Source organism: Eudoraea adriatica DSM 19308 (assembly GCF_000382125.1).
GTDB classification, from domain to species: Bacteria; Bacteroidota; Bacteroidia; order Flavobacteriales; family Flavobacteriaceae; genus Eudoraea; species Eudoraea adriatica.
Map to the genome: position 1 here is coordinate 502,263 of NZ_KB907548.1, position 24,768 is coordinate 527,030.

23 protein-coding genes and 1 pseudogene are annotated in these 24,768 nt (G+C 33.8%); 13 read left to right on the forward strand and 11 right to left on the reverse strand.

Translation table 11 applies throughout. From position 1 onward, the window contains the following. Positions 1-275: 275 nt before the first annotated feature. A complete protein-coding gene (locus G504_RS19205) occupies positions 276-1,094 on the reverse strand; it encodes a DUF6090 family protein (RefSeq protein ID WP_019669900.1) in 819 nt (272 codons plus the stop codon). Between the two features lie 365 nt (positions 1,095-1,459). Between G504_RS19205 and G504_RS0109310 the strand changes: the two genes are divergently transcribed. From G504_RS0109310 to G504_RS18490, 5 genes are all read left to right on the forward strand, one after another. Beyond that, a complete protein-coding gene (locus tag G504_RS0109310; protein WP_019669901.1) occupies positions 1,460-2,230 on the forward strand; it encodes a DUF6090 family protein in 771 nt (256 codons plus the stop codon). Then, the gene (locus G504_RS0109315; protein WP_019669902.1) at positions 2,227-2,970 is read left to right on the forward strand and encodes a DUF6090 family protein; all 744 of its coding nucleotides are present in this window, start codon (positions 2,227-2,229) and stop codon (positions 2,968-2,970) included. The genes G504_RS0109310 and G504_RS0109315 overlap by 4 nt, the downstream gene beginning before the upstream one ends. A 20-nt stretch (positions 2,971-2,990) precedes the next feature. Further along, positions 2,991-3,713, forward strand: a complete 723-nt coding sequence (locus G504_RS19210) for a DUF6090 family protein (RefSeq protein ID WP_157473175.1) — start codon at positions 2,991-2,993, stop codon at positions 3,711-3,713. A gap of 148 nt (positions 3,714-3,861) precedes the next feature. Continuing rightward, the gene (locus G504_RS0109325) at positions 3,862-4,584 is read left to right on the forward strand and encodes a DUF6090 family protein (RefSeq protein ID WP_026348486.1); all 723 of its coding nucleotides are present in this window, start codon (positions 3,862-3,864) and stop codon (positions 4,582-4,584) included. A gap of 270 nt (positions 4,585-4,854) precedes the next feature. After that, positions 4,855-5,586 (forward strand): DUF6090 family protein, encoded by a 732-nt coding sequence (locus G504_RS18490; protein WP_019669905.1) that lies wholly within the window; start codon positions 4,855-4,857, stop codon positions 5,584-5,586. A gap of 251 nt (positions 5,587-5,837) precedes the next feature. Here G504_RS18490 and G504_RS0109335 read toward each other — a convergent pair whose 3' ends face one another. Both G504_RS0109335 and G504_RS18495 read right to left on the reverse strand, forming a co-directional pair. Then, positions 5,838-6,410 carry an REP-associated tyrosine transposase gene (locus tag G504_RS0109335; RefSeq protein WP_019669906.1) on the reverse strand — a complete coding sequence of 191 codons (573 nt, stop codon included), beginning with the start codon at positions 6,408-6,410 and terminating at the stop codon, positions 5,838-5,840. 243 nt (positions 6,411-6,653) lie between these two features. Beyond that, a pseudogene (locus G504_RS18495) lies at positions 6,654-7,367 on the reverse strand (YifB family Mg chelatase-like AAA ATPase); the annotation flags it as partial. 96 nt (positions 7,368-7,463) lie between these two features. On the opposite strand from G504_RS18495, the gene G504_RS0109345 reads away from it, so the two are divergent. From G504_RS0109345 to G504_RS0109365, 6 genes are all read left to right on the forward strand, one after another. Continuing rightward, complete coding sequence (locus tag G504_RS0109345; RefSeq protein ID WP_019669908.1) at positions 7,464-8,228, forward strand: DUF6090 family protein; 765 nt, start codon at positions 7,464-7,466, stop codon at positions 8,226-8,228. A 239-nt stretch (positions 8,229-8,467) separates the two neighbouring features. Further along, complete coding sequence (locus G504_RS0109350) at positions 8,468-8,839, forward strand: ArsR/SmtB family transcription factor (RefSeq protein ID WP_019669909.1); 372 nt, start codon at positions 8,468-8,470, stop codon at positions 8,837-8,839. 1 nt (position 8,840) lies between these two features. Then, positions 8,841-9,443: a mercuric transport protein MerTP gene (gene merTP / locus G504_RS0109355; RefSeq protein ID WP_019669910.1), complete on the forward strand. Its 603-nt coding sequence runs from the start codon at positions 8,841-8,843 to the stop codon at positions 9,441-9,443. After that, positions 9,443-9,652 (forward strand): GDCCVxC domain-containing (seleno)protein, encoded by a 210-nt coding sequence (locus tag G504_RS19980; protein WP_083930726.1) that lies wholly within the window; start codon positions 9,443-9,445, stop codon positions 9,650-9,652. The genes merTP and G504_RS19980 overlap by 1 nt, the downstream gene beginning before the upstream one ends. 269 nt (positions 9,653-9,921) lie before the next feature. Continuing rightward, positions 9,922-10,683 carry a DUF6090 family protein gene (locus tag G504_RS19215; protein WP_157473178.1) on the forward strand — a complete coding sequence of 254 codons (762 nt, stop codon included), beginning with the start codon at positions 9,922-9,924 and terminating at the stop codon, positions 10,681-10,683. A 194-nt stretch (positions 10,684-10,877) separates the two neighbouring features. Continuing rightward, entirely contained in the window at positions 10,878-11,492 is a 615-nt protein-coding gene (locus G504_RS0109365) for a hypothetical protein (protein WP_019669912.1), read from the forward strand. A gap of 246 nt (positions 11,493-11,738) precedes the next feature. On the opposite strand, the gene G504_RS18505 is transcribed toward G504_RS0109365, so the two are convergent. Genes G504_RS18505 through G504_RS0109385 form a run of 4 tightly spaced genes read right to left on the reverse strand, consistent with a single transcriptional unit; the run spans position 11,739 to position 20,114 of the window. Further along, on the reverse strand, positions 11,739-14,780 hold the full coding sequence (locus tag G504_RS18505) for a restriction endonuclease (RefSeq protein ID WP_019669913.1): 3,042 nt from the start codon (positions 14,778-14,780) through the stop codon (positions 11,739-11,741). A gap of 5 nt (positions 14,781-14,785) precedes the next feature. Further along, positions 14,786-16,621, reverse strand: coding sequence for a site-specific DNA-methyltransferase (locus tag G504_RS18510; protein WP_019669914.1), 1,836 nt, complete (start codon positions 16,619-16,621; stop codon positions 14,786-14,788). A gap of 17 nt (positions 16,622-16,638) precedes the next feature. Beyond that, positions 16,639-17,529 carry a PD-(D/E)XK nuclease family protein gene (locus G504_RS18515; protein WP_019669915.1) on the reverse strand — a complete coding sequence of 297 codons (891 nt, stop codon included), beginning with the start codon at positions 17,527-17,529 and terminating at the stop codon, positions 16,639-16,641. Then, entirely contained in the window at positions 17,526-20,114 is a 2,589-nt protein-coding gene (locus G504_RS0109385; RefSeq protein ID WP_019669916.1) for a UvrD-helicase domain-containing protein, read from the reverse strand. Before G504_RS0109385 ends, G504_RS18515 begins: the two co-directional genes overlap by 4 nt. 329 nt (positions 20,115-20,443) lie before the next feature. Here G504_RS0109385 and G504_RS0109390 point away from each other — a divergent pair, with 329 nt between their 5' ends. Next, positions 20,444-20,845 (forward strand): winged helix-turn-helix domain-containing protein, encoded by a 402-nt coding sequence (locus tag G504_RS0109390; RefSeq protein ID WP_019669917.1) that lies wholly within the window; start codon positions 20,444-20,446, stop codon positions 20,843-20,845. Positions 20,846-21,533: 688 nt separating this feature from the next. Here G504_RS0109390 and G504_RS18520 read toward each other — a convergent pair. The 4 genes from G504_RS18520 to G504_RS0109410 form a co-directional block, all read right to left on the reverse strand. After that, a complete protein-coding gene (locus G504_RS18520) occupies positions 21,534-21,785 on the reverse strand; it encodes a hypothetical protein (RefSeq protein WP_019669918.1) in 252 nt (83 codons plus the stop codon). Continuing rightward, on the reverse strand, positions 21,782-22,780 hold the full coding sequence (locus G504_RS0109400) for a DUF3871 family protein (RefSeq protein WP_019669919.1): 999 nt from the start codon (positions 22,778-22,780) through the stop codon (positions 21,782-21,784). Before G504_RS0109400 ends, G504_RS18520 begins: the two co-directional genes overlap by 4 nt. After that, the gene (locus tag G504_RS0109405) at positions 22,771-23,652 is read right to left on the reverse strand and encodes an AAA family ATPase (RefSeq protein WP_019669920.1); all 882 of its coding nucleotides are present in this window, start codon (positions 23,650-23,652) and stop codon (positions 22,771-22,773) included. The genes G504_RS0109400 and G504_RS0109405 overlap by 10 nt, the downstream gene beginning before the upstream one ends. Positions 23,653-23,740: 88 nt before the next feature. Further along, positions 23,741-24,109 carry a hypothetical protein gene (locus G504_RS0109410; RefSeq protein ID WP_019669921.1) on the reverse strand — a complete coding sequence of 123 codons (369 nt, stop codon included), beginning with the start codon at positions 24,107-24,109 and terminating at the stop codon, positions 23,741-23,743. 307 nt (positions 24,110-24,416) lie between these two features. On the opposite strand from G504_RS0109410, the gene G504_RS0109420 reads away from it, so the two are divergent. Further along, positions 24,417-24,695, forward strand: a complete 279-nt coding sequence (locus tag G504_RS0109420) for a helix-turn-helix domain-containing protein (RefSeq protein WP_019669923.1) — start codon at positions 24,417-24,419, stop codon at positions 24,693-24,695. Positions 24,696-24,768: the final 73 nt, after the last annotated feature.

Consider the following 24,768-nt stretch of genomic DNA (forward strand, 5'->3'; position numbering starts at 1 on the left):
CTAAGTGCTTAAGAGAGTATAGAATTGAAAAATAACGAAAGCACAACAATGAATATGAAATCATAGCTCCCATAAGGTTGCTAAGCTTCATTTACTAACCGTTATGCCAAACATGAATAATCATCGGACAAGTACAGCAATGTTCCTAAGGAGATTTGAGGATTAAATTAAACATCTTTCGTGTGTGAAAAACTAGCCTCGATATAATTTGTAGAATATTTCACATCACTTATTACAGATGTAGATAATACTAAAAAGAAACTATGTTTAACTTGTTAATTTTTCAAGATCTGTTCTTCTTTTTCAATAAGTCTTATCAAGTCCAAAGCCTTTTTTTGAGATTGTGAGGCCCAAATGCAATGATAATTTACTTCAAGAGCCAGATATCGCAATTGGTGTACCACATCTTTTTTGCCCTTTAAAGAAGCAATAGGATCTTCCAAATCTGAAACATCTAAGTTAAATATACCGTACTTGTCACGTAAAAATCGAGTGGTTTCATTCGCCCATTCTTCATGTTCTTCGATGGCATAACCTTCAAGGCGTTGGGCCACAAAGCTGTAATAATCACCAATTTTACTTTTTAGAATGGCGTTGTGAATGTTGGAGAAGGAGCCTGTGGAATATAACTCATTGATTACTGATTTGTTAAAAGTAGCGCCTCCGAAACCACGGCCAAGCATGGAAAAAGCCAAATTGGTAAACTTTCGGTTTAATGAATCTGGAAACGAACCCTTCCATGTATGATTTACATCATCATTTTTAGAAACATCAATCCATTCCATTTCTGTAAAAGTTTGTGTGTTCAATTCTGAATGTTCAAGTATATAAAAGATACCTTTTAATCGTGTTTTATTGAAAGAAATGTTAGATTCCAAAGAAGCAATATCGTCATTTAGAGCTCCTCTTAAATTGGTCAAATAAATATGAGTCTCCGTTTCATCTTTTTGGCTTTCATTCCAGTTATTAACTTGTAATGCCAATAATATTCCAATCATTACAAGAAGAATTTCTCCAAAAGCATATTTTAAATACTTTATCGTTTTACTTTTCTCCATAAGTTCGTATCGAATTTTTCTAAAGAATTTTATCATTGGTTAGTAGTTGGTCATAATGAAAATTAACAAAGGGATAGCATCATTGACAATATCCTACCTATGTGTACTAAGATAATAAATCTTTGATGTCCATACGGGTTCAGTCCTCAAAATGGATATAAATTACAATTGTCTTGGCAGATCTATGCCCGTGGCGTAATTGATCTGTTCTATTCTCCAAAAGAAGGGATAGATTTAATTCATAGAGTATTTAACAGCACTTCTCACTGATGTGGATAGTACTAAACGGTAACTAATAATTTATGATATAGGATTACTTACTTTTAAGTCTAATTGAATACAAATTATTGGAATAAAATATTTCCGTACCTTGATAAGGAAACCACCAACCTCACCTTTTTATGATTAACTTCTTTAGAAAAATTCGCCAGCAACTCCTTAATCAAAATAAAGTCTCCAAATACCTTTTGTATGCTATTGGCGAGGTTGTTCTTGTAGTTGTAGGTATTTTAATCGCCTTGCAGATCAATAATTGGAATGAAGGAAGAAAGTCAGACAAAGTTGAACTAAAAATACTTCAGGAATTACATGCTGTCTTAAAAGGAGGAGCTTTTCCAGGAGAACTTGAATTTCAAAAAGGACAAATAGAAGCAAATGAAAAATCAAAGGCATCTTGCGAGTTAATTCTCAGGTACTTTCAAGATAACTTGCCATATCAAGATTCTTTGAAGTCTCACTTTGCAAATGCCCATACTCGATACATAGGTCAAATAAAATCACATGCCTATGAAAATGCAAAAAACTATGGCCTGGGCTTTATCGGCAACGATTCCTTAAAAGAACTGTTAACGTGGGCTTACGAAACAAATTCCGCTGTACTTGAAAAACTTTATGAAAGAAATAACCTATACGAATATGGTACGGTTGTACCGGTAATCACCGAGTTATTTGAAAGCATCAACATGAACATGCCAGATAATACAAAAGAGATGATCCCCCTGAACTACCAGTCACTTAAAGGGAATACCATCTATGCTAACATACTTCAATCAACTATTCATAAACGAAACGAAATTATATTTTTTCAAGATTTACGCTATCAAAGAATGCTAAAAATCGCGACATTTCTCGAGGAAGAAATTGAATTAAAAAAAGGAAAGGCCAACCAATGATAAAATTCTTCCGTAAAATTCGCCAGCAACTCCTTAGTCAAAATAACGTCTCCAAATACCTTTTGTATGCCATTGGGGAGATTGTATTGGTTGTGATAGGTATTTTGATCGCGCTTCAAATTAATAATTGGAACGAAAATAAAAAGGACATTGCCAAAAGCAGTGATATACTTCTCGAGATAAAAGAAAATATCCAATTCAATAACTTGAGGTTTGAGGCTGACATAAAGGAAGAACGAAGTGTTATCAATTCAATCGATATCGTATTTGAAAACATTAATGAATATAAGGTTTACAATGATTCATTAGACTTTCATTTTATCAATACTACATATTATCCTACTGCATCAAGAAAATCTTCGGGGTATGAAACATTAAAATCACAAGGAGTAGAACTAATCAAATCCAATAAACTTAGACAAGGAATCATCGATTTATACGAGAAGACCTATAATGAAATATCAGATGTTGCCAGGGAATCTGGAGTAATTCACGATATTAATATAATACCGCTTTTTACAGAATTATTTCTTACCCACCCATCTATTCCCAATCAACCATTTGAAAAGATGGGAGCAACTCCCTTTGATTATGACAAAGTAGTTCATTCACAAAGATTCAGGGGTATTTTAAGTTTTTGGCGTCATTCAAGAACGGTTGCTATCCAATTGAGACAAAATGCAATTAGTGAAAACAATGAATTAGTCGATGCAATAATTAAAGAGATTGAAGAAAAATAACGAAAGGCTAACAATATCCTATGATCAACTTCTTTAGAAAAATACGCAAACAACTGCTTACTCAAAATAAAGTCTCCAAATACCTTTTGTACGTTATTGGCGAGATTGTGTTGGTAATGATAGGTATTCTGTTGGCATTGCAGGTGAATAACTGGAATGAGTTTCAAAAAGATCGGGAAATAGAAAAAAAAGCTCTTTTGAACCTTGTTGAGAATATGGAATTGACCATCAATAAAGCCGAACGTAAGATAGCAAGAATCCAAAGGCATAACAAATCAGGTCAAATAATCTTTGCTGCCATTAAAAACGGTGATCAAACTATAGACACCTTAGGCCGGCATTTTCATTGGGCTTTGATGAACCATGCAAATTTAGCATTATCAAAAGCTGGCTATGAGTCTTTAAAGAATATCGGTTTTGAAATAATAAGAAATGAAATATTGAAAAAAGAGATCGTCAACCTTCATGAGAATACCTATATAGAACTGAGTCGAATGCAGAAGTGGGGCGAAGAGGTTAGGCCTGATTTAGATACTTATTTAATTGATCATTTTATTAGGTATAATAATGGTAACTGGATGCCAAGAAATTTTAATGAAGTAGCTAAAGATCATTATTTCTATGGCTTAATCAATATTGCGGAGGGACAGAGAAATTTTTATATGAGGGAATATAAAAAAATGCTTGTTGAGACTAAGAGAGTTCTTCAGCTTATCCAGGATGAATTGGGAGAAGTAAATTAAAGTATAGCTAAACGTGCATGCAACTTATCAAACTAAGGCAAAACTGTTACGCTTTATTAGGTGGTGGTCTTCTATTAATTATTTTTAGACTGATTTTAAGTCTCTTATATTAAATCATTACCTTAGGAAGAACAACCAACCACTTCACATGATAAAATTCTTCCGAAAGATTCGCCAACAACTTCTATCTCAAAACAAGTTGAGCAAATACCTCTTTTATGCCATTGGCGAAATTGTACTTGTTGTAATTGGGATTTTAATTGCATTGCAGATTAATAATTGGAATAATGAAAGTGCCGATAGAGATAAAGAGATTAACATTTTGACAGAAATTAAACAAAACTTAGAGGTAAATGTGAATCAGTTTTCTGCAGAAATAGTGAACCAAGATTCAATTATTCAGAATATTGATATTATAATGGAGCAAATCAAAAATAACATTCCTTATCACGATTCATTGGGTACTAAATATGCTTCTATTGCTTGGACAGAGGAATTTAACATAGCAAATTCTGCCTTCGAAACATTAAAGACATTGGGTTTTGATTTAATCTCATCTAACTCTTTGCGAGAAAACGTTATTCATTTATTCAATATAAGGTATATTAGATTTTCCGATGTCATAAAAAAGGTCAGTAGTACTGAACATAGCCAATTAAATACGGTGTATTTACGACATATTGAATTTGATAAACGAGGTAATGGCACTGTCAATGACTTTGAAAAACTAAAAAAAGATGCTGAGTTCACTAATATGTTAAGTAGTCGACGTATATGGAAGGTTGATATTATAAATACCTACAAAGAACTTATTGAGGAATCTTTACAACTATCCAGAATGATTGACCAAGAATTAAAAATAAGGGAGTAATAGGTAGAAGCTGCATTATCCCTTAGATTAAAGATAAAATGAACTAATTGTTATGATTAAGAAAGAAGATAAAGAATAAGGAAAGGCTAACAATGTGAATAATCAACTCGCCCGAACGTACCCTTCGGTACGGGCGGGTGGCTACCTATCTCCTAATATACTATGATTCTATCTAATTTGGTGATCTTCTATTCGATTATTCCCAGATTGATTTTAAGTCTCTTATATTAAATCATTACCTTAGGAAGAACAACCAACCTCTTCTTCATTATGATCAATTTTTTCCGTAAAATCCGTAAAAAACTGGCTGATGACAACAAGCCTTTAAAATACATGAGGTATGCTATTGGCGAGATCGCATTGGTCATGATAGGTATTTTGTTGGCACTTCAGGTGAATAATTGGAATGAGCAACGGAAAGATAGAATCACAGAACAAAAAATTCTTAATGCCTTACAAGAAGATTTGTTGGTCAACATTAGCCGGTTGAGTGATGATATCATATTGGAGCAGCAAACAATAAATCAGGCCAATAAAATTATCAAGCACCTTGATGAAAGAAAGCCATATAATCCTTCTTTAGATGCAATTTTCTCTGAAGCCATATACTCCCCAGATATTATTATTTCGGCATCGAGTTATGAATCTCTAAAATTTAAAGGAATTGATATTATTCAAAAAGAATCTCTACAAAGAAGCATTATCAATTTATTTGATGTGGTCTATTCCAGCTTAATTGCTGAGACCGTGCGCTTGGAAAATCAATTTTGGCCTTCTTCCGTACTGCCCATGATACACAGGCATTTTCGTCAGACTGACTTCCGCGAACTAAAACCCACAAATTATGAGGCTTTGATGGAGGACACTACCTATAAGAATATGGTCATACATAGAACTCATTTCAGACAACTTGCTCTGAATTGGAAAACCAAAGCTTTACATGACACAGAAGAATTGGTTGAAATGATTGCAGTGGAATTAAGGAAAAAACAAGAAGATTAATTCTTTCAATGAAATAATGAAAGGCTGATGGTGTTTCCCTAACCAACAAAACATCTGTTATATTGTATAATGGAGTAGTCTATATTAAAATTTTAGTTGTCAAATGTAGTATTGATTTAATATAACTCCTGTATTAGACAATTATCATAAACTAGTTACTCTATAAAATGGATAATAACAGTTTCGTTAAAAATGAATCAATGTGATAATCACCAGTCCCCCGTTAGCGCGAGCGTCACGCTCGTGCTATGCTAAAAATCCATTAAACCCAAATTCATACCTTCATTATCTATTTTTAAAACAGTATTATCTTCCGAATAATTTCTTGCACTACTGTATTTCCAATGGATGGGATCAGTCACAAAACCCTGTACTACTGGGTTGTTATGGATATACTCAATTTTTTGTTTAATTACTTTTCCACTCCATAGTTCTATGGGCTTATTATGTTGTTGCCAGAATTGCATATTGGCGACGTTACTAGTTTTTTGCCCTGCTCGTTTCATCATCCAAAGCAGCCATTCTTTTCTGCTCTCTTGCGGATTCTCTTCAATGGCTTTTATCAATTTTCTTGCAGTAAAACCTTTAAAATCCCTTAGCAATCCCGAAGGGTCCTCAAAATCAGATCGAAATATTATATGAACATGACTAGGCATAAAACAATATGCAAACACCTCCATGCCCTTTTCTTCACGACAATATGTAATGCTTTCCTCCAAAATTGAAAAATATATTTGCCTTGTAAATACATCTATCCAATATACCGTGGCAAAGCTTATGAAATAAACAGCAGTTGGATTCTTGAACTTATATTTTCTACTCATTTACTTTTAAACTGATTATATTTCAATAGCACGAGCATGATGCTCGCGCTAGCCTAAGGGCTGTCTTGCCCACGCATCAAATTCTCGTGATTTTGGAATATTTTTGCACAAATTCCAGCAGTCAACTGCAAATCTTTTAGTTCTAAATTTCAGATCCTGCATTGCCCTATTATTATTCCCATTTTAAATAGTGTAACCAAAAATTTGACTTTCGTACTTCGTACTTCCAACTTCGAACCTTAATTAACCTAACCACCCCTCTCTATCCAAACTTCGATATTGAATGGCTTCACTAATATTGTTTCCATTAATTTTTGCGGTTTTTTCCAAATCGGCTATAGTCCTCGCCACTTTTAAAATCCGGTCGTAAGCCCTTGCAGACAGGTTGAGGCGTTCCATGGCATTTTTTAGTAAGGCCAGAGAAGCATCGTTCAGTTTGCAGAATGAACGAATTTGTTTGGTATTCATTTGTGCATTGTAATGAACCGATTCCAAACCCTCAAATCGCAATGTCTGTATCTCCCTTGCTTCAGTTACGCGTTTTCGAATAGCAATACTCCCTTCCCCTTTGCGCTCATCTGAAAGTTTTTCAAAAGGAACGGGGGTTACTTCTATATGGATATCAATCCTGTCCAACAAAGGACCTGATATCTTGCCTAAATACCGCTGCATTTCAGCCGGGGAAGAGGTAACAGGTGAGTCAGGATCGTTAAAATAACCCCCGGGACTCGGATTCATGCTCGCTACGAGCATAAAACTACTGGGATAGGTTACTGTAAAGCGGGCCCTTGAAATGGTCACTTCACGGTCTTCCAAAGGCTGCCGCATAACTTCCAATACGCCCCGTTTAAACTCGGGCAATTCATCAAGAAACAACACTCCGTTATGGGAAAGTGATATTTCACCCGGTTGCGGATATGCCCCGCCTCCGACAAGAGCCACATCAGTGATGGTATATAATGTGGTGGTCTTCATTTTGAATTTTATCAGACTGATCTATACCTCTTATTTTATTTCATTACCTTAGGAAGAACAACCAACTACTTCCTTACCATGATCAACTTCTTTCGTAAAATCCGCAAGAAACTGGCTGATGATAGCCAGTTCTTCAAATATGCCAGATATGCTATTGGGGAAATTTTATTAGTGACTGTGGGAATCTTACTAGCGTTACAGGTTAATAATTGGAATGAAAAACGGAAAACTAGTAAATTAGAAATGGAGACTTTGAGAAATCTAAAGCAAGAAATTAAATCGAACGAAAAATTGATTGCTGAATTTATAAAGCAATATGATGTTGATAAAAAATCGGTAATTGTTTTATATGGCTTGTTCGATGAAGATATTCATACAGTTACCCAAGATAGTCTGAATCAATTAATGTTAAACTCTTTTCTAAGTCTAAATCTTCACTTAAATCAGAGTGTGTATAACGAAGTTATCAGCTCAGGGCGGCTCTCAATAATTCAAAACAAAGAATTGAGCAAAATGCTATCGGAATGGGGTTCTACCATTGAGCAGGCAAAATCTCGAGAAGAATGGGCGGAACAATTCTCTCGAGAATACGTTTTCCCCTTCACATTAGATTATTTCACATGGAAAAACGTTGATAAATTAGATCCTATCATGCAATCATTTAGTACTTCGGATAGTAAATTAGCTGTAGATAATAGATTAATATTGAAAAGCCTGAGATTTGAAAACCTCATTGCAAATTGGATTTATAACTTGGAAATTATTAAGGACATGTATGTAAAAGTGTCAGAAAAGGCGAGTATAATTGTTGATACTATTGATAGGGAATTGAAGACCAATTAAATATAGTTAACATCTACTGTTTATCTAATCCTTTGACTTCTTGTTCAACTACTAAAACATCTGTTATAGTGTCTAATGTGGTGGTCTATTTATTTTTGTTATGAATCAATACTAAAAAGGTTTAGCGGATAGAATCCAAAAGTACATAAAATGGCAATTATAAAGAGAGACGCACATAAGGTATTTAAGTATTTGCTTAAATAATTATATAATTATAACTTTGTTTAAAATAGTATATTATGAAACTTAAAACTAGCTGTATCAGGGCAGAAGCTGACCACGTTCAAATAATGCGTTGCAAAGAAGATTTGAACGCTGTTGCAATTTCTATAGAATCTATAAGCAAAATTATGGCATTAGCGGGCAATGAAGTTCGGTTTAAAATACTGTTTTTATTACAACAGGAAACCGAGTTATGTCCATGTGACTTTGCCGATATTTTGCAAATGAGTGTTCCTGCTATTTCCCAACATTTACGTAAGATGAGGGATGCTAATGTCATAGCCACCCGTAGAGAGGGTCAAACTATCTTTTATCGTATTTCATTAGAGAATAAAGCTTTTTTGGCTGCCATATTGAATAATATAGAATCTGAGAGAAAAATTGCATAATATGAAAAAAACTGTGACATCCAATCGAACTGCTTTTGCTGGAATATTTTCAGCCATTGTAGCTTCACTATGCTGTATTGCGCCTGTCTTGGCGTTGCTTTCTGGTACTACGGGAATTGCTTCTACCTTTTCTTGGGTAGAGCCGTACAGACCTATTTTAATAGGTATTACCGTTTGCATTCTTGGTTTTGCATGGTATCAAAAATTAAAACCACGTTCAGAGGATATTGATTGCGCCTGTGATGATGATAAACCTAAATTTATCCAATCCAAAACATTCCTATTTTTAGTTACCATTTTTGCGTGTACAATGTTGGCATTTCCTTACTACTCTCATATGTTTTATCCCAACTCAAATACTGGAAAGCAAGTAGTTTATGTATCTGAAAGTAACGTAGTTGAATTGACATATTCTGTAGAAGGAATGACGTGTACAGGATGTGAAGCGCATATTGAAAACGAGATAAATAAACTAGAGGGCATTTTAGAGGTCAATGCAAATTATGAAACATCCAAAGCTTTCATAAAGTATGATAATAGTTTGGTGACCGCAGATGAAATAGAATCAGCTATTAGGAAAACGGGATATAAATTAATAGAATAATGGAAGTTATTTTGGAATCCACGATTACATGTCCAAAGTGCGGGCATAGCAAGGAAGAACTGATGCCAACAACAGCTTGCCAATTCTTTTATGATTGTGAAAATTGTAAAGAAGTATTAAGACCCAAAGAGGGGGATTGTTGTGTATTCTGCTCCTATGGTACGGTAGCTTGTCCACCCATTCAACAAAACAAAGATTGTTGTAGTTAGTCTTAGAAACACTATCAAACCGTTCTCTTGTAAAATAGACTTTTCAATGACTCTTCAAAAGATATAGGTTTCTACTTTTTCAGGTCAAATCAGGTATAGTTTCTATATCAATAAGCATCTTACAATTAAGAATAGCTACCCCCCGACCTTTACGACATCTTTTACTCTGTCTAATGTGGTGGTCTTTAATTTTCAACTTAATCATTTAGGATAAAGCTATAAAGGATAATTCAGTATCTTGGTAAAGCAACGGCCAACCACAACTTCGCATGATTAAATTCTTTAGAAAAATTCGCTACGACCTAATGGAGAAAAACAAAACTGGTAAATACCTTAAATACGCTATTGGTGAAATTGTACTTGTAGTTATTGGGATTTTGATTGCTTTACAGATTAATAATTGGAATGAAAATAGAAAAATAAACAAAGAGGAATTACAACTTATAGAATCACTTCATAAAGAATTTACTTATAATAAAAATGAACTCGAACGTTCGATAAAAAGAGCACAACTAATACAGAAAAGCTGTGAAACAATTTTAAATAATACTGGGAATCGTGAAATGAAGCTATCCAAAATTGAAAGTGATTCTCTTATAAATTGGGGTTTAACAAGCATAATAACTTATGACCCAAGTAATGGTATATTAGAAAACATTATAAGTTCAGGAAAGATTCAGATTATCAAAAATGAAAAACTGAAGAACTTACTTTCCAGTTGGAATGGATTTCTGAATGATGTTAAAGAAGATGAAACCTGGGCGGTGAATGAGCGAAATCAATTCATTTTTCCTTTCTTATACAAAAACTCGAACTATACAAGTATTACTAGCGATGGTAAACAAAACTCACAGATTGCTTCTGGATTTGATGCGGACTACAAGGAAGTTTACAAATTGTTGGAGTTTGAAAATCTTGTAAATAGTACAAGGATTTGGAACAGAAAAAATGAAAGAAATTATAAAAATCTAAAAAGGAGCATAGATGAAATAATAGCTCTTTGTCAACAAGAGATTTCTTTAAAAAAATAACGAAAGCACAACATTGGCTATAAGTAATTGCTTGTTCTCGCCCACTCTATTCTATATCCCAAAAACCAACCACTGCAACATCAGTTATATTATATAATGATGTGGTCTATAAAAATCTTAATATTACCGTACTAAATACTATTACAAATCCATTCATTATTTTAGTTACAATTAATAATTACCTGGAACGAAACATGGATAATACTCGAAAGAATTTAATTGAATATTTTAATGAATCTTGGGATAAAATGGTAAAGCTCCTAGAGCTTGGGAGATCAATGGAGTTCCTTATCAGGATTGCATCAGAAATTAAATCTCACCAGGGATTTATTGAAGCTGCTACGTGGGATGAATTTAAATCGACTGATCATAAGATTCAAAGGAAAAAGTTGGATAAGCATATTGATGACCTTTTGGGAAATAATTCGGATAAAATGAAAATTGCCAAACAATTGGCCGACAAACTTGCACATGCTGACTATTTAGGTGCAAGAAACCGAATTGAATTATATAAGAATAAGTTTGGATTAAGTGCAGTTCTTAATTCCGAGCCCATTAAAGTCTTGAAGGCTAATAATATAAAACATGAAGATGGGTCAATAGGTTCTATAAAGTATTTACTTACTAGTAATGCCCAAAATATAACATTGGAAGAATTTATAGTTTTTGATGGGCAAGGATATGTACAAGCTTCAAAAGAAATTCTTGAAATTGCAGAGAAAGAAATTAATGCGCTTATACCCAATATTAAATTAAGATGTTCTACACTAGTATTATCCAGGGGCCTTAAACTTGGAGAAAAATGCTAGCACCAGATAATAAAACTTGATTGCATTACACTAATATCAATTGTAGTTGAAAAGGAATAAACGGCATCATAAGACTGAAAGTGACTAAACTTAAAGCTCTATTTGACATAAACATAGTTATATCACAAATATTATACCTGATTATCAGGCGATTAGCTTTTCCTGTTTAGAGAATTGGGTATTTTATTGAGAATAACGCAATATTTTGCCATTTTGACATATCAATTTGAACAACTCTTTGACTTTTTAAAGCAGCCCATTTAATTCTGCATCTTCTTTTTTTATATACCACTTATCCTCATCTCCCTTTATAACATCATAATCAATTCCAAGTGATTTAAAATGTTTCTTGGCCACCTTAACTTTATTTATTTCGTGTACAAACCTTAGATTTTCAATAATAGCAGTGCCTTTTGTTTCTCTAATTAATTGAACCTTCACTCCATCGGAATCTTTTCTGAGAACTCCCCAATCAGGATTATAGTTACCTATAATTTTAGGGAAGTCAATTTTATATTTTGATGGGAACTTGAAAAAGAATTGTACATTATTATCAACCTCCAATTTACTACTCACAAAAACTTCTTCAATTTCCGAGTCTTTTTGGGTGCGATCGTATAATCCATGATTTTCAGACTCAACTATCTCAGTTTGTACGTAATCTATTTTTTCCGGGAAGAGTTCTTCTAAATTATCTTCTTTCATGTCCTTGGATAGCTCAAATTCAATGTTCTCAGCTACATGAATGGCAAGTGCATTTTTGGTTATTTCTATCAACTTGTTTGTAAACCCTTCAGGATTTCTAAATAGTTTAGGCAGCTCATCATACGGAACAGCTTTAAGAATTTTGAAACAGGTTTCCTTTGTTAGAGAAGTTGCCTGTTCAAGTTTGTTGACAACATTGAAAATAGGAAATTTAGAAAGTCCTGATTTAGAATCTTTTGATTTAACGTCCCTATTATCACTAACTGTATAGGTTTCTGGTTTAAACTTTGAAACTTTAAACCCATTTTTAAATTCAATATCTGGATTAGACTTTTTTGACTCAATTGAGTTTACCTTAAACCCTCTCAATTTGGGTTCTTTTAAAAGCTTTTCTAGATCATCATTTTCAGAAATTAGTAATCCTCCATCAAATAAATCACCTCCCAAATTAATTCGGTTACCTTTAGTATCTTCTTTTATGACACTAACCACAGCAGTATTGTTATCTTCAAAAGATTTGATTCTGAAAGTGAACGTAGTAATTACAAAGTTACCTTTACTGATGACTACCTTTGGTACAGGAAAAGTATTGTTTTTCTTGTCTTTAAATTTCTCTTTGATTTCAGCTAATAACTTATCTGAATTTACATTTATCGTATAAATTGATTTCAGCGTTAGTTTTTTCCAAAAATCTCTAAACTCTTCGCTTGTGTAGAACTTATCTTGTCTCTTAGCAGGGGCTCTCTTTGGCTTTGGCTTTGGCGGAGCTTCTCCTTCTTGTTCTAAGTATTCCTGCTGCAGCGTGTTCGCAAAGGACTCGTAGCTTTCATTGGCTATGACTGTAAGAATATTTACCTGGTCATCATTAAGTCTTTCAAGTTTTTGATTAACTGCTAACCTTAATCCCCTTCCTATCTCTTGCCTTTTTTTGTCTTTAGAGAGCGTTTGATTAAGGGTACAAATCTGAAATACATTTGGATTATCCCAACCCTCTTTTAAAGCGGAATGTGCAAAGATGAAGCATACATCATTATCAAAGGAAAGTAATTCTTCCTTTTTCCTCATGATAAGCTCAAACTGTTTCTTTTCAGCTTTTCTTTGCTTTTCATTTGATGCCTCATCATCTAAATAAATAGTTTCCTCGTGGCCTCCCTTTCGCTTATATCTATAACTAGCAAAATATGACGCTTGTACTTCTTCCGGGGTTTTATCTTTAAATCTTTCAAGCTGGTCTTTTAGCTTTCTAAATTCTTCATTAAAGATTTTCTTTATTATTCCTGGTTGAATACCATCTCCAACATAGTTCTTCACTTTATCAATAAAGAACAATGATAAAACTTTTGCTCCGTGCCTTTCTACCTTTTTTTGATGAGCAATATGCTGTGCAAGAGTTTCTTTTATTTGATATCTAAATACATCTGGTTTTGATATTCCATCTCCTCCATAAGCAGTCAATACTGTCCCGTTTTCAAATTCCACAAATTCTTCTCCCTTAGAGGATCCAATATTGTGAATTTTCATTCCTTTATGCTCTTCAATATGGGTTTTATCAAAAAGATTATCTCCAGTTTTAAGAATGACTTCTTCTATCTTTTGGATTCCATTTTTACTCGTATAGGTTGCCAAAGTTGCTTTTGCACTTCTTCCTGTTCCTGAGACTTTTTTAAGTGAAATAGGAACTTTTCCTCCTAATTCTTTTTGCTCTACACCAACTACTTGAATCCTCTTCACCAAGTTTCTCCTAAATGCTTCTACAGGCGTTAGCCTATAAACTAAATTTGGAGTTTCTCTATGTGTTGCAGAATACCTTAAGGAGAATAATGGTTTTAATGTGCATAATGCATCTTTGGATTTCTGGGAACCCATGTTTTGAGGTTCATCCAATATAACAATAGGTCTTGTTTGTTGAATGTACTCATAAGGCAATAATTCTCCTGGTAATTTATCAGTGGGTTTGTAAAGATTGTTTGAAACAGAATTAAAAGCTGCCAATGTGATTAGGAGAATTTCAATGTTTTTTGCTGTAGCAAAGGTTTTTACTTCTTGTATTCTACTGGAATCATAAGCTCTTAGGGCACAAAAGTCATTTCCATAAATAGTTTTGAAATGATCTCTTGTAATTTCCCAACTCTTTTTCGCTCCTTGATAGATAGCAATAGATGGTACAACAATTACAAACTTATTGAAGCCATACTTTTGGCTGAGCTCGTGAATAGTTCTTAGATAAACATAGGTCTTACCAGTACCCGTTTCCATTTCTACTGAGAAGCTTGGGTACTCATAAGTATCATTGCTCACTCCTTCTAACATTTGACCTCTTTCTTTTTCCAAGGAATGGCTTACCCCAATTTTCATAGTTGGTGTATCCCTTGCGTCCATCTGCATATCAAATTCCTCTTGAACAAACTGTAGATTTTCCAGAAGGAAATCATCATCTAAATCTTCATCTTCTGGAAGATTTGGCGCTATCTCACTACCTAAAGTGAACTGAGTATGATATTCTCCAATACCTTCGAACAAATCCACTACATTTTTAATGGCCTTTAACTGAAACTCCTGATTGGGATTAAATTTGAATTTCATAGGTCTTAAATGGTAAATAGTTTACACTGATTATCAAATTGCTGTTTTAGCGAATCATTACCTTCAAATGCTTTGTCCAGGCAAACAAAATGGTCGGTGTGTTGCAAATCAAGTTTGCCAAAATCTGTATCCTTGAAACTATATAACATAGTCACATACAAAGTGTAAGGCACCCACTCATGAGTTATTTTGAATATGCCAGATACTACTTCTACCTGTTCTGAAGTTAAAGGAAACCCTTCCTGTAAAATTACTTCTGTAATAAAGTCTTGGGTAATAACTCCATCTTGCAGGGGGGTTTTATAGGCCAGTTCTAAGTTATTAAATAAGTCTGGTAAAGCTCCATCTTGGTCAGGGACAAACTCTTGCCATTTATAAATGGTAGATGTATTTTGTTTATAAACTTTAAAGCCTTTTTTCAATTTAGATGAAATCCTTTTTAACCTTTCCTTACCTATATCTGAAATTTTTAAATACCCATCTCTATATGCATTAGTTTTTTCATTACATATTTCGGGCAACTGAATTAAAATAAAATTTACATGTTTAGATTCTAATTCAAATGCCGCATGTCCAGTGGAAGCGCTTCCAGAGAAAAAATCTAGAATTAGATCATCATTATTTACATTTGAGATGTTAATAATTCTTTTCAAAAAATCAACAGGTTTAGGATGATCAAAATATTTTATGCCATCAAATATTTCATTTAATTCCCTTGTTGCCTTTTTATTTCCTTCAATATCGTTCCATAAGTTTGAAGCAAACTTAGTAGCTTCACCTAAATAGTGCTTTTGATAAACTTGCCATTTTCCAATACCTTTTTTAGTGACTTTTTTCCATTCAATTTCTCCCTCTTTTAATAATTTCTTATATGTGTCTTCAGAGCACACCCATCGACTCTCCCAACCTTCCGGAGCTATAGGGAACACTTCTTCTTTATCTGGCGATATAACTGGGTAGAACATTGAAGGTCTATCTTCTCTTCTGTTTTCACCTCCAGTTCTTCTCAATGATCTTAGTAAGTACCTCCCTTTTTCATCCTCTAAATCGTAAATTTTTAAATCTTTTAATTCCATTGGAAGGCCAGAAAATCTGAACTTTTCTGTTTTTGTATAAATTAGAGCATAATCAAGTTCACTTGAGATTTTTGTATTTCCACTTCCCATTCTAGTGCCTGTACACCTTATTATTGTACCTCTATAGTTCTCTTCCCCATAAATTTCATCACATATTTTTTTTAAGTTATCCAATTCATTATCATCTATTGAAATATAAATAACACCATCTTCTTTCAATAGGTCTTTAGCCAACCTTAATCTTGGATACATAAAAGAGAGCCAATTGGCATGATATTTCCCAGAGGATTTAGGGTTAGATACCAAAAGTCCTTCATCACTTTTTTCTCCAGTTTTTCTTAAATAATCTTCGGTGCTATCAGCAAAAGTGTCATTATAGATGAAGTCATTGCCAGTATTGTAAGGAGGATCTATATATATCATCTTAATTTTACTCATGTAGGACTTTCTTAGGATCTTGAGTACCTCTAAGTTCTCTCCCTCTATAAAAATGTTCTCCGTAGAATCTTCATTTACACCTTCTCCTGGACAAGGTTTTAAAGTGCCTGTTGGTGCTTTAGCAGCAATTCTTCTCGCATCCTGTTTACCCATCCAATTAAGGCCAAAGTGTTCCTTTACTGAGCTATCAGTGCTGTACTCCCCAATAAGTTCTTTAAGCGTGTTTAAATTGAAAACTCCATCTTCAAAAGCTTCTGGAAAAAGCTGCTTTAGTTCATTTAGTCTGTCATCGGTAAATGAATATTGGGGTGTAAATTCTTCAGCCATATTTTGTTCTTATCTTTTTAAATTAAATCATCAATGTTAGTTGGTGGTGGGGTTTCAAATGCATTAGTATTCGTAAAGTTTTCAACTTCATCCGTATTTCCTAAATCACTTATATATTCCGCAAACCCACCGCTATAAGCGCTGGATTTTTGAGAATATTCCCTATAGGCATCACAAGAAAACCTTGCATCGCAGTTTCTACAAACTCTTGTTGCAAATCTCTGTCTTGTTCCTTTTATTCTTTCAAGCAATATATCTATACTGGGGGGTTTAAATTCTCTGCTTTCTATTTTGTCCACTACGCAGGCAAATTTGTTTATGGTAGTTTCTACCTTATCCTGTGAAAATGCAATTGGAATTACGGGATCCCATTTTTCTAATTCTCTTTGTAATTTTTCTTCATCATCTGCATCAATGGCCTTTTTTAGACTCCTGGGAAACTGTGTTGCTATAATTGCCGTGCCATTGAGTTTTTCATTTCTTAGGTTTTGCCAAATGTGGGTGTACACATTTAGTTGGTCTAAATAATCCTCCTGATTAGCTTTTACATAATCTGCATCATGTGTTTTCACGTCATACATAGTCGTGGTGTCTTTTTCTCTAATGATATCCACAACTCCTTCAATTGTAAACTTGTTTCCCCTTGGAGATAGTTGCTCAGGCAAGGTTAATTTCACTTCAGTTTCAGTAACAGTTTCTGCTACTTCTCTCATTTTCCTGAAATACATAATAATTTGAAGTAGCCCTTGTCTTTTTATTTCGGGAGTTAATGCGTGGCCTCCTTCTAGTCTTAATCTTTCATAGTTAGCTTCATATTCTTGAGCTATCCATTCTTCCACTTCTACAAGGTATTGCAGCTCTTTAAGCTTGGCCTTGTCTTTTTTCAGTAAGTTAAGTTCATCTTTCATGCCTCTTGCTCTCTTTTTGAAATTAAAAACTGGTGTAAATCTTCAATGGTATTATGTACTAAGGAGCCAAAGAACATGGTTTGAGTTCTTGAGGGAATAAATCCATATTTTCTGAAAATCATGTATTGTCTTGGACATCTATCATAGGTTAAATAATCCGCAGTATAGGAATAAGGTTTGCTTAATGCAGATTCCTTGACATGATCAATTTCAAGAAAGGATTTGTCAAAGCTTTGCATATCTAAAGCATTGGTTTCCTGCAGGGTATTGTTTATATATGAAATAATACATCTTCCTTTTTTAGATTTTATTGGCGCAAGTTTTGGTAGAATGAGAAGTTTTTCAGCTCTTGATAAACCCACATAGAAGATTCTCATTAAGTCAAATCTTCCAATTTTATCAAGTGGCTCACCTTCCACTTCTTTCAAATTTCTAATGATTACTTCTTTTTGGTCAGCTTCAGCAAATTCCCTCCTTTTGGGGTACATAAATACAATGGGAAATTCTAAGCCTTTAGATTGGTGTATGGTTAAAACCTGAATATTCCCTTTAGGAAATGGGTCTTCGTCATTCTCATATTCAGATTCTCCTAAGCGATAGATTGTATATAAGTATGAAGAAAAGAATAATCTCAAAAAGCCTTCATCTTGCATGAAGCTTCCAGACAATATGGAGGAGTACAACTCCATAAACTTGCTTAAATATTCAGTGATTTTAGAGAGGTTACAAATTGGGGCTTCGTTTCCTTCATTTTGAGCTAAATCAAAATAATTTTTAAAATGATTAAATCCTGTTATTTGATAAAACAGATCAAGAATACTCCAGTCTAAAGATGTTGCTCTATTTATTATTTGAGAAAGTTTAAAAGGTTGTAATGCGTCATCATTTTGTCTTTCATTTACTATTCTAGCTAAATAAGGGCTCAATATTGCTTTTTTAGCATCATCTGAAAGGTTATTAGCCTGAGCCAATTTCCGTCTCATTTTATCAAGATCAAAAACATCGTCAAGCTCCCAGTTATTTTTATCTACGACCTTTAATAAACTCGAATAGTCCTTTGAAATAGTTTCTAATTGAGCTCTTTTGTTATCAACAAACCTTCTAAAATCAGAATCACTATCAATGATTTCTGCACCAGTTCTTTCAGCATTTTGTATCCAATTTTTGTATTGATTAAATTCAAATCCGGAAAAATCTGATGAGTCTGGTAGCCCAAAAACATTGGCAAAAACACCAAATAACTCAGTTGCCTCTTGACCCTCTAAAAATACTCCTGCTCTCGGAGCATATACGTTTAGTCCGTGATCTCTTAAGGTCTGAATAGTGTTTTTCGCATCTTTATTGGAAAGGGAAGGGAAAAGGAAAGCAATTTGATTGGCGTCACTTACGACTTCATTTTGAATAAGTTCTTTGCAAAACTGAGCTGTCTGGTCAATCCAATCATCCTGGACGGAAATGACTGAAGTTTGACTGTCACTTGAATGTGCGACTATAGATTTGTCATGCACCCTATACTGACTGGTAATATCTCCATTTTTTGTCCAGTCTTCCTTATCAATAAATCCAGAATAGAAATCCACAATTTTTCTTTTGGATCTATAGTTTATGGATAACGAAATTTTAGTCGTTTCAATTCCCAGGTAACTTTTAACCCTTTTGGGAAATTCCACAAAATTCTCTACGGTACTACCTCTAAACCTATAAAGAGCCTGGTCATCATCTCCAACGACACAAATATTTTTATTTCCTGCAAGGGCAAAATATAATTGCTCTTGAATACTGTTGGTGTCTTGGTATTCATCAACAATTAAATACTTGAAAATATTGGATGCGTCCTTAAAGCTTTCAATTACTTCTAACGCTTTATTTTGCAATAATGATAAATCACATTTCTCAAAGGTTTCATTTTCGATAAGAATATTTCTATACTCTTTATACATTCTGAGTATAGCAAACAGCAGATCCCTTTGATCCGTTTTAAACAATGCCTCTTCAACATCTAATCTTTCTTCAGAAAATCTATTGAATAAAGCTATTATATCTATTATGGCTTTATGCTTGTTGGGGTACGAAGGTTCTTTCTTTTGGAAGTATGCATTAATATCAATAGTGTCCAATTCTCCTGCATCCAAAAGTCTATTCCAAATAGAATGCCTTTTTATGAAAAAGTATTGTTCTAATTGGTCTATCGTTTTTACAGGTTTGTTTCTTTTTCTATCTGAATAAAATCTTCGATCTCCAATTAGCCTATTACATGATGAATGTACAGTTCCAATATACATACTGGCCAAATCATATTGTTTACCTGTATGATTGCTTGCTAGCCCGAGAAGTGATTGGAGTCCCTCTTTAAGTTGATGTGCTGCTTTCTCCGTAAAAGTTGCAAGCATTATTTCGTCAGGACTAATGTTATAGAAAACAATTAGATTAAGTGTTCTCCATAACAGTACTCTTGTTTTTCCTGATCCAGGGCCTGCAGTTAGGTAAAGAGCACCATCAATGTGTTTTATAGCTTTTTCTTGAGATTCATTAGGCACAAACCCAACTTCCGCCCATAAAGTCTCTAAAGAGAAATTTTTATTCATTCATTAATCAGTAATTATAAAAAATAGTAGGGAAACAAAGAATAAAGATAGAATACCTAAAAGTTAATACCTATTAAGACTTCATTTTTTATAACCATTTATTATAACGAACCATTAGTTTTCGTATCTGTGTCAGCATAGCATTATATAACCATCTAAATCTATTTGAAAAACCGTTCTCAAATTAATTGTGGCCTACTGACAATCCTGTGCTCTATAAGAAGAGTATTGGCTGTCAAGTAAGGTGCTGTTCGTTTATAACTTCAAAGTAAAGTATCAAGAACTGGCAAACGCATTAATTATTTTTAGGGTATTGAAAAGCAGATAGAATGACTTCATGGAGTAACAAAGAATTAGAGCAATTGATTGATCCAAATAATCACAAAATCAAATTTGATGGTTTTGATTACGTGTGGTATCACAAGATTAATGGGAAGTGGGAAATTCATAGTATCGAGATATATGACAACTATGAAAAGCCTTATTCATATTTAAGGTTTTGGTTGTATGAATGGAATAAAGAACTCACTTCTAGGAGACGAACTGAAATGAGAAAGAAGCTTAGTATTGAGAAGAAGGTATGGAGAATATGTGAGGTTCTAGAATATGACACATATAAAAGAGTTTTGGAGATACATAAATTGGATCCTACATTAACTCATAAAGAAATAGCTGATATGTTGAATGTGTCAAAACAATTGGTGGGCAGATATATCAAGGATGCAGCATAATTGAAAATAAATTTGATCTCGGTTTACTTTTGTATAAAGAAAAGTAAACCTAGAACTCCAGGAGGCGTGATATCCAGGAAGATTCACACTTTTGACATTTAAGTCTATAATAGTAGAAACTTTGCCGTTCAGTTATATATTCTAAATATCATATTTATCCCATCTAAATTATACTAGTTAATCTATTGGGATAGCATGCAGCAAGGACTTGTGCTTCTATATCACGGCTTGTTTAGATAGTAATGTGTATTTAACACACTTTTTACATTCTATCCCAAAACAAATGAACCATAATACGAGTATATAAATAACACTATCTTCTCGAATTATTTAACTCAAATACTTTTATACATTTCATCAAAGGTTTACCTGAATCTTAAAGCCCATTTAATTTCATAATCGACATAATTAGCCTCTACAAATACGAAAATTATGTTGCAGTATTTTAAATAAGAAATAAGAAAATAGCTATAATATAATAATGTGGATTTCTTAAATCATGCAGAATAATTGCCAAAAAGAGGGTGTCTTGGATTAGGAAGAGAAAAAGTTTAAGTCTATATAACTCATCCTTTTTCCTCTTCTTACCCAATGCGCACAAAACATTTTCAGGGGTTTTTTGATACAGGAGAAACCGTCTCAAAAGCTTGATTATCCAAAATACAGCATAACTCCTTTATTTCAATTTCTAATCAATAAGAATATCAAAGTGAAAATGGAAATAGGCGCAGCCTTCAATGACAAATACAGTTTTTAAATCCATTGTTACTTTCACTTGATCCACCCAAACAATCTGCCCTTTGTTTAAAGACCCCACAGGCTTCAATACAGACACTCTGAAGGGTGTAAATAATTGCTTGAGTAGATTATCCCAAGTAATAACATAAATCCATTTTGACGAGCTGTGAGACAACTGCCATGCCAGGTCTTGTTTGTTCATATATCATCCAAGACTATTGAATTTAAAAACCAATTTTCCGTCTGGTTCTGCATAGAATCAGCTAGTCCAGTTACAAACTCAAAAGCATTGGCATTGCGCTCCAGATTCGAGTCAATATAACTTGACTTGTTGGCATCGGTCATAAGGTTGTATAAATCCCAAAGGTTAATATCTCCATTTTGACTTCTAGAGAAATTAGCATCTTCATAATAGTTCTTCACTACTGTTCCAATTTGATTGTCATTCATCAAAAGTGTCAACTTGTCAACTTTTTCTTCCCTTTTTAGATGGGTGTACATTCGCATTTTACCAATGGTATGTGCAAACTGAAGTTCATCCAAAGTGAATTTATTAATCCGCTCTAGGTTGCCCAGGAACCTATCGTTATCAAATTGTTGGATTAACTCGTTAATCTTATCTTTCAATTCTGCTACACTACTCACTCTGATATCTGCATTTAACCCATCAGTGCTTATGCAGAGGTTAGTACATACCAAGTTTTTATAGCCAATAAATACCTTAAATTTTTCAAGCTTTCTTTTACTATACAAATTCTCAAAATTAAGGGCTCTCACACCTCCGATTGATAGAGATAATTTATTGTTGTTTACAATTTCTGTAATCTCCGGCACTTCAATTATGAAGGCGCATCGTTGATAATAAATTGTATTTTCTTCCGGTATTAATTCCTTGACCGGTTTTCCTATTGCACTTGGTACGCGGCCCTTTATAGTATGGGACACTCTAATATTAGGCTGTAATATCCGATGTCCAGAAAAATTTGCGTGTACGACCTCTTCAGTAGCCTTAATAAATTGAGCATGTGAAATAGTGGATTCGTTGTCAGAATACACTGGAATTATACACTCCTTTTCGATATGATTTATACTAACCTGGGTAGTGTTAGCGAGTATAAAATTTCCTCGTGATACAGTAACATCATTTTCTGATATAAGTTGATTCTCGATATTATTATTGATTGTTATCATTTCCATTTTTCTTGGTTTTTAGATTGTTTAATAATTTGTGTATTCGATATAACTTGAGATTCAATCATCTCTAATGCTTTTTTCTTTTCTATTATCAGAGGCTTGATTGTATCCCGAATCCCTGGGTATTTAGAATAGATGTGCCTTAGTCCCTCGATGCTTTCACAAGCTTCTATTTCTAGTGTAGCCTTTTTGGCTTCTGATCCGGATGCTTTTTCGCACCACTGGATTAGCTTTTTGCCAGTACTTGCATTTATTATAAAGTCTGGCCTATCAATAAATAGCCCTGTACGATCCTTTGATGCCTTAGCATTGTGAGCACTGTCGATGTCAAAAACAATGGTAAATTCATAGTCTAAGTCATTCCTTTGTATGGCCTTTAAACCCACCTTCTCAGGAACCATTTTCCCATTTTTCTGATTTAGCACATAATCTTGCTTTACCCTCATAGTAGATATGATATGGGCTTTAGAGCGAAGTATTTTATTGACAAAAGCATTTTGCCTTGGTGTTATCTTGCCCCAATTTGTGAAACTATTACCAGGCATATTGCTGTGAACATCTATTAAGTAGTCCCAGCAGTGCGAAATACTATCAATTATGATAACTTCCATCCCTGCCTTTTCGCAGACCTCAATGGCCTCTATATACCTTTCTGGAGAATAGGGTGGATCCATCGAAACCACATTATAATTTCCCAGATGAGCATATAAGTCCGCAGACCTGTTCTCTGTATCTATTATAGCTGTTTTGGTGAAGTTTCCACCTAATAAGCCTTTTGCGATCAACAGAGATGAATAGGTTTTACCACTACCAGAACTCCCCTGTAGAGCCAGTTTTATTTTTGCTTTTTTCCTTTCGGATATTCGTATTTCCATTATAGCTGTTTTAAATCGTTATTAAATAAAAAAAGGACTTATACATAGCCTGTATAAGTCCTTAACTGGAATTAGATAATGCTTAGAATTAAATTACTGCCTTATCATCAATTAGTTGTTTTGCAACTTGCAGTAATCCAGAAAAGTCATCAGTGGTTGCTCTATCAGCATTCGTTAAATGGGACATTCTGATTTGTGGATTTCCATCTTCATCAAAAGATAGGGAACACAAATAGTTTTTACCCTCTTCTATTCCATATTGGTAGTTAGACTGGTAGCACATTGCTGTGCGCTCTACTTCTTCACCATCTGGTAAATTGAATTTTAGGGTTACCACTTTGAATAGTTTTTCATTAGAATTTTCCAAAACACTTTCTCCAATTTTTAGTAATGTGGCATTGAATAAAAACTCTGTCTCCCCAGTTTCCTGGTTTTCGATTTGTTTGTAATCTGTCATAATATTTATGATTTTAATTCTAGGACAAGACCATCTTGCCTCCAGAATTTAAAAAGGGTAGAGCAGTTTTATTTCATGAGCGGAGCGAATGCAGTCTCAGTGAAGGCATTAAGATTTCCAATTCTGAAATTAAGCTGATTATTTCAGCTAATTATATTGTAGTAATATTTGAAGAATCAGATCCCTAGAGGAGTTACCTAGGCAACCAAAATTGTAAACACCTAGGGGGTGAAGTTGTATTTAGTAAGTGCATGACAAACTCTTCAAAAAAAAATAAAAAAAATTTTAATTTTCAGAAAAGATAATTATGAGCAATTTAAAATTTGAAGATTTGCCTAAAGCCACAGAGTTAATTTTAGAGAAACTTTTAGCCATTGAAGAAGAACTGAGAAATATCAAGGAGAATTTGCAGCCCAAAGATCCTGTTGAACTATTAACAAGGGAAGAAACGGCGGAATACCTTAAAATATCCTTGTCAACCCTTTGGCATTGGTCTAAAAAGGGAATCTTGCCATCCTACGGGATTGGAAATAGAGTTTTTTATAAAAGGAGTGAGGTTGTATCTTGTTTGATTAAGCTAAAATAAAAATAGATTTAATCTGTTTTGTTATGATACTGGGATATGAAGAAGTATAACACATTCATATAAACAAGTCGGG